A 5,879-nucleotide genomic window follows, 5' to 3' on the forward strand; every position below is an offset into this window, starting at 1 on the left:
CCGCGCGCCGGCGCATCCAGCACCGCGCGCGGCAGGATCAGGCCATACGCCGCGACCACCGCCACATCGGCCCCGAACGCCGCGAATTCGGCCTGCGCATCGATGTCGCGCAAGCTGACAGGCGTGCGCACCGCGATCCCCAAGGCCTCGGCCCGCGCCTGGACGGGGGAGGGCGTCAGCGTTTTCCCGCGACCGGCGCGGCGCGGCGGCTGGCTGTACGACGCCACCACGTCATGCCCGGCATCGACGAGCGCTTGCAGCACCGGCACCGAAAAGTCGGGCGTGCCCATGAAGACAATTTTCATGGGGGAGGCTTTGCGATTCGAGCGGCACAAAAACAACCCCGTACCCGTCATCCCGGCCTTGTGCCGGGATCCGCCGTGCCGCTTGCTCTGGCGGCAGAAATCGAGGGCCGCCTTGGCAGCGCCGTGGACCCCGGCACAAGGCCGGGGTGACGAATGATGTAGGGTCGCCTATCTCTGCCTTATGGCCTCTTCCGAAATCGAAGCCCTGACCCAGGCGCTGTCCAAGCTGCCCGGCCTCGGCCCGCGCTCGGCGCGGCGCGCGGTGCTGCATTTGCTCAAGAAGCGCGAAGCGGCGCTGGGGCCGTTGCTCAATGCGCTCATGGCGGTTGAGGAACGGCTCTCAACCTGCTCGATTTGCGGGAATATCGATACGACCAACCCATGCGGCGTCTGCGCCGACCCGCGCCGTGACGCGCGCGCGCTGTGCGTGGTGGAGGAAGTCGCCGACCTGTGGGCGCTCGATCGCTCGCGCTTGTTCCCGGGGCGGTTTCACGTGCTGGGCGGGCGGCTGTCGGCGCTGGAGGGCGTGCGGCCCGAGGATCTCGCGATCGATTCGCTGGTGCGGCGCATCGCCGAGGGCGGAATCGACGAGGTCGTGCTCGCGATGAACGCCACGCTCGAAGGCCAGACCACCGCGCATTATATCGCCGAACGGATCGAGCGGTTTCCGGTGCGGATCACCCAACTCGCGCATGGCCTGCCGGTTGGGGGTGAGCTGGATTATCTCGATGAGGGCACGCTGGCGCAGGCGCTGCGGGCGCGGCGGCCGGTGAGTTAAGAAGATTTCGTTCACGCGGAGGCGCGGAGCCGCGGAGGCGCGGAGAAGAAGGTAGAAGGGGTTCACGCGAAGATCGCGAAGGAAAGAAGGGCGCGAAGCGGTTGCTCCCGCCGCGCAGCGGCTCTTCAAATGGCAGCCGCAGTCCATTCGTTGCCCGCTAACGCGGGCGATCTCGCCAAACGTACCACCTCCGCGCCTCTGCGCGAACCAATCTTCTTCTCTTCGCGACCTTCCTTCTCTTCGCGCCCTTCGCGTGAACCCCTTCTTCTTCCACAAACCTTGACGTGCCCGCCGCGCTTTCCTAGCTCGCAAATATGGCTGTCCTAGAAATCCTCGAAGTCCCGCACCCCGGCCTCCGCGCCGTCGCCAAGCCCGTCGCAACGGTGGATGATTCGGTGCGGAAAATCGTCGCCGACATGTTCGACACGATGTACGACGCGCGCGGCATCGGCCTCGCTGCGACCCAAGTCGCGATCGAGCAGCGCATCGTCGTGATCGACCTGCAGGAAACGGTCGGCGAGGGGGAGGAGGCCAAGGCCGTCCGGACCCCGCTCGTCTATATCAATCCCGAGCTGATCTCGGTCAGCGAGGAAACCAATTTTTACAGCGAAGGCTGCCTCTCGATCCCCGAGCAATATGCCGAGGTCGAACGCCCCGCCGCCTGCCGCGCGCGCTGGCTCGACGAGCAGGGTGCGACGCATGAGGGCGATTTCGACGGCCTGCTCGCGACCGCGCTGCAGCACGAGATCGACCATTTGAACGGCGTGCTGTTCATCGACCACATCTCGAAGCTCAAGCGCGATATGCTGCTCAAGAAGCTGACCAAGATGCGCAAGGCGGCCTGAGGAGAAATACCCATCCCCTCAATCGTCACCCCGGACTTGTTCCGGGGTCCACTGGGACGCAATCGCGAGCTTCCAATTAGCATCTGCGCCAAGCCGCTTGGTGGACCCCGGCACAAGGCCGGGGTGACGAAGTAGGAAAGCTCATTGTGGACGAGAATGCTCTATTCACCGCCATTTGCGACTTTCGAGGCGGCACGTACGTTTCCCAGGTAGCGGCAAAAGATATCGAGCAAGCAGTCCGTGCTTGGGCGGATCATATCGAGCAATCGCAAGATATTCCGGACGCTTCTACGGCCATTGCGCGTGATGCGCGCTTCCATCTCGATGAACTGGACATTCAGCCTACCGCTATAAGCAGCTTGTCAAATGTTTGGTGTATTTCGGGCTTGGCCGATGACGGTCCAGTCCTCGTGAATTTCGTGCGAACCGCTCAATAATCCACTCGCGCAAAGTACCACTTTGCGCGAAACTCAAAACAACCCCTCAATCTCCCCGCCCGCCCCAAACCGTATCCCCTCCGCCGCCGGCACGCGCGGCAGCCCGGGCATCGTCATGATCTCCCCGCAGATCGCCACCACAAACCCCGCACCTGCGCTGAGGCGCACCTCGCGCACCGGCACGACATGGCCGGTCGGCGCGCCGAGCTTGGCCGGGTCGGTCGAGAAGCTGTACTGCGTCTTCGCCATGCACACCGGCAAATGCCCGAACCCCGCCGCCTCGAACCGCGCGAGCTGCGCCAGCACCGAAGGGTCGGCCACGGCTTCCTCGGCACGATAAATGCGCGTCGCGACGGTATTGATCTTGTCGAACAGCGACAGTTCGTCGCCATAAAGCGGTGCGAATTGCGACGGATGCTCGGCCAGCGCCGCAACCTTCTCGGCCAGTTCAACCGCGCCCACACCGCCATCGGCCCAATGCGAGCACAACACCGCCTCACAGCCCTGCGCGGCGGCGATCTCGCGGATCACCATGACTTCTTCGGGCGTGTCGCCATCGAAGCGATTGATCGCCACCACCACGCCGACGCCGAAGCTCCGCACATTCTCGATATGCCGCGCGAGGTTGACGCCACCGCGCCGCACCGCCTCATAATCGGGCGTGGCGAGATCGCCCTTGGCGACACCTCCGTTCATCTTTAGCGCGCGCACCGTAGCGACAATCACGGCTGCCGCCGGTTTTAACCCGGCCTGGCGGCATTTGATGTCGAAGAACTTCTCCGCGCCGAGATCCGCGCCGAACCCCGCCTCGGTCACCACATAATCCGCGAGTCCCAAAGCGGCGCGCGTCGCGATCACCGAATTGCAGCCATGCGCAATATTGGCGAACGGGCCACCATGCACGAACGCCGGGGTGCCCTCGAGCGTCTGGACGAGGTTGGGCTTGATCGCCTGCGCCAGCAACACCGCCATCGCGCCATCGGCTTTCAGATCGCGCGCCGTCACCGGCTGCTTGCCGCGCGTATAGGCGACGACGATCCGCCCGAGCCGCGCCTCCAAATCGTGCAGATCGCTCGCCAGGCACAGGATCGCCATCACTTCGGAGGCAACGGTAATGTCGAACCCGCTCTCGCGCGGGTACCCGTTGGCCGGGCCGCCGAGCGACTGGGCGATGTCGCGCAAAGCGCGGTCATTCATGTCGAGCACGCGCCGCCACACGATCCGCCGCACGTCGATATCGAGCGCGTTGCCCCAATGGACATGGTTGTCGATCAGCGCCGCGAGCAGATTGTGTGCCGAGGTGATCGCATGGAAATCGCCGGTGAAATGGAGGTTGATGTCCTCCATCGGCACGACTTGCGCATAGCCACCGCCGGTCGCCCCGCCCTTGGTGCCGAAGCACGGGCCGAGGCTCGGTTCGCGCAAGGCGAGCATCGTTTTCCGCCCGGTGCGGTTGAGCGCATCGGCGAGACCGACCGACGTGGTCGATTTGCCTTCGCCCGCCGGGGTCGGGTTGATCGCGGTGACGAGGATCAATTTGCCCTGGGCGGCGGGCGCGGGGAGGGCGGCGAGATCGATCTTCGCCTTGAAATGCCCATAGGGTTCGACCGCTTCCGGTGGGATCCCAACGCGCGCGGCGATGGCGCCGATTGGTTGTAAAGTGGCGGCGCGCGAGATTTCGATATCGGTCAGCATTTGGACAGTCCTAGCCAAGGGCTGGCGCAACACAATCCCGCCCGCTACAAGTTCCCGCAATGTTCCCGCGAGGCGTATCATGACCGGATCGACGATTTTCCTCCTCACCGTGGCCGCGCTGCTGATCGGCCTCGCGGTGGGCTGGTTCCTCGGCGGACGCGGTGCAGCGCAGGCGCGCGCCGATGCGGTGACACGCGAGGCTGATTTCAAGCGCGCGATCGTCGATCTCGCCGGCGCCGAAGAACGCGCCAAGGCCGCCGAGCAACTCCGCTCCGATCTCGCGAGCATCCGCGACGAACGCGATGCCGCGCGGCTCGAGAATATCGAACTGCGCACGCACGCCTCGGGCTTCGAAGCGCGCCTTGCCGAAGTGCGCGCGGCGGACGAGGCGCGGCTGAAAATGGTGCGCGAAACGCAGGAAGCGCGGATCGCCGAACTGCTTCACGCCAAGGAATTGCTCGCGACGCAATTTGCCGAAGTGTCGAACAAATTGCTGAGCGAGGCGCAGGAAAGCTTCCTCAAGCGCGCCGACGAACGCTTCCGTCAATCCGAGGAAACCGCAGGCCAGAACCTCAAATCGATGCTCCAGCCGGTCAGCGATCGTCTGCTCAAATATGAGCAAGCCGTCACGGCCGTGGAAAGCGAGCGCAAGGGCGCGTTCAGCGAGCTCAAGGGCCAGATCGAAGCGATGCGGATCGGTCAGGAAAAGGTCTCGACCGAAGCTGCCAAGCTCGTCAATTCGCTGCGCAACGCGCCAAAGTCGCGCGGGCGCTGGGGCGAGCAGCAGCTCAAGAACGTACTCGAAAGCTGTGGCCTTGCCGAACATACCGATTTCCAAACCGAGGTCTCGGTCTCGGGCGGCGATGAGGGCGGGCGGTTGCGCCCGGATGCGATTATCACCATCCCCGGCGGGCGCAGCCTGATCATCGACGCCAAGGTGTCGCTCAACGCCTATCAGGATGCGTTTGGCGCAGTCGACGAGGGCGAGCGCGCGGTCGGGCTCGCCGCCCACGCCGCCTCGATGCGCGCGCATATCAACGGTCTCGGCAACAAGGCCTATTGGAGCCAGTTCGCCGATGCGCCCGATTACGTCATCATGTTCGTGCCAGGCGAACATTTCCTCGCCGCCGCGCTCGAACACGATCATGAATTGTGGAACTATGCGTTCGAAAAGCGCGTGCTGCTGGCGACGCCGACCAACCTCGTGGCGATTGCCCGCACCGTCGCCTCGGTCTGGCGGCAGGAGCGGCTCGCGAAAGAGGCGCGGCAGATCGGCGAGCTCGGCAAGGAACTGTACGACCGACTCGCCAAGGCAGCGGGCGATTTGCGCAAGGTCGGCGGGGGGCTGACATCCGCGGTCAACAATTACAACGCCTTCGTCTCAAGCTTTGAAAGCCGCGCGCTGGTCACCGCGCGCAAATTCCGTGATTTGAACATCGAGACTGGCGCGCGGGAGATCGAGGATGTCCCGCCGGTCGAAGCGCTGGCGCGCTATGGCGAAAGCGTGCCGCTGATCGCGGCCCCGGCCGAGGAGGCAGCCGAGTAGGGGCAATGCCCTAAAGCGGTTCTTATAAAAACGCTCCCGCTACCGATTTCCCCCGATCAGATCGCCGAGGCCGCCGAGCACCGATCCCTCGCCGCGATTCTGCCCCATGCCGCCGGCGGTCGCGATGATGCGTCCGGCAAGGCGCGAGAAGGGGAGCGACTGGATCCACACATGCCCCGGGCCGGTCAGCCGTGCGAAAAACACGCCTTCACCGCCGAACACCATGCTGCGCACCCCGCCCGCCGCGACCAGATCGAACGCGACGCTCGGCGT

Annotated in this window: 7 protein-coding genes; 4 read left to right on the forward strand and 3 right to left on the reverse strand. The window is 64.8% G+C overall.

The window, feature by feature from the left end:
• Positions 1 to 305 (reverse strand): methionyl-tRNA formyltransferase (locus ABWP09_RS08670; RefSeq protein WP_353204745.1); only part of this gene is annotated, 305 nt, incomplete at its 3' end.
• A gap of 181 nt (positions 306 to 486) precedes the next feature.
• Between ABWP09_RS08670 and recR the strand changes: the two genes are divergently transcribed.
• The 3 genes from recR to ABWP09_RS08685 all read left to right on the forward strand — a co-directional run bounded on the left by recR (position 487) and on the right by ABWP09_RS08685 (position 2,365).
• Positions 487 to 1,083 (forward strand): recombination mediator RecR, encoded by a 597-nt coding sequence (recR, locus tag ABWP09_RS08675; protein ID WP_353204746.1) that lies wholly within the window; start codon positions 487 to 489, stop codon positions 1,081 to 1,083.
• A 314-nt stretch (positions 1,084 to 1,397) separates the two neighbouring features.
• The gene (gene def / locus ABWP09_RS08680) at positions 1,398 to 1,928 is read left to right on the forward strand and encodes a peptide deformylase (RefSeq protein WP_353204747.1); all 531 of its coding nucleotides are present in this window, start codon (positions 1,398 to 1,400) and stop codon (positions 1,926 to 1,928) included.
• A 146-nt stretch (positions 1,929 to 2,074) separates the two neighbouring features.
• Positions 2,075 to 2,365, forward strand: coding sequence for a hypothetical protein (locus ABWP09_RS08685; protein WP_353204748.1), 291 nt, complete (start codon positions 2,075 to 2,077; stop codon positions 2,363 to 2,365).
• Positions 2,366 to 2,398: 33 nt separating this feature from the next.
• Here ABWP09_RS08685 and ABWP09_RS08690 read toward each other — a convergent pair whose 3' ends face one another.
• Entirely contained in the window at positions 2,399 to 4,060 is a 1,662-nt protein-coding gene (locus tag ABWP09_RS08690; RefSeq protein WP_353204749.1) for a formate--tetrahydrofolate ligase, read from the reverse strand.
• 79 nt (positions 4,061 to 4,139) lie between these two features.
• Between ABWP09_RS08690 and ABWP09_RS08695 the strand changes: the two genes are divergently transcribed.
• A complete protein-coding gene (locus tag ABWP09_RS08695) occupies positions 4,140 to 5,606 on the forward strand; it encodes a DNA recombination protein RmuC (protein ID WP_353204750.1) in 1,467 nt (488 codons plus the stop codon).
• A 39-nt stretch (positions 5,607 to 5,645) separates the two neighbouring features.
• On the opposite strand, the gene ABWP09_RS08700 is transcribed toward ABWP09_RS08695, so the two are convergent.
• Positions 5,646 to 5,879, reverse strand: a 234-nt coding sequence (locus ABWP09_RS08700) for an AIM24 family protein (protein WP_353204751.1), incomplete at its 5' end; no start/stop codon positions are given.

It is taken from the genome of Sphingomonas sp. (assembly GCF_040398505.1).
Taxonomy (GTDB): domain Bacteria; phylum Pseudomonadota; class Alphaproteobacteria; order Sphingomonadales; family Sphingomonadaceae; genus Sphingomonas.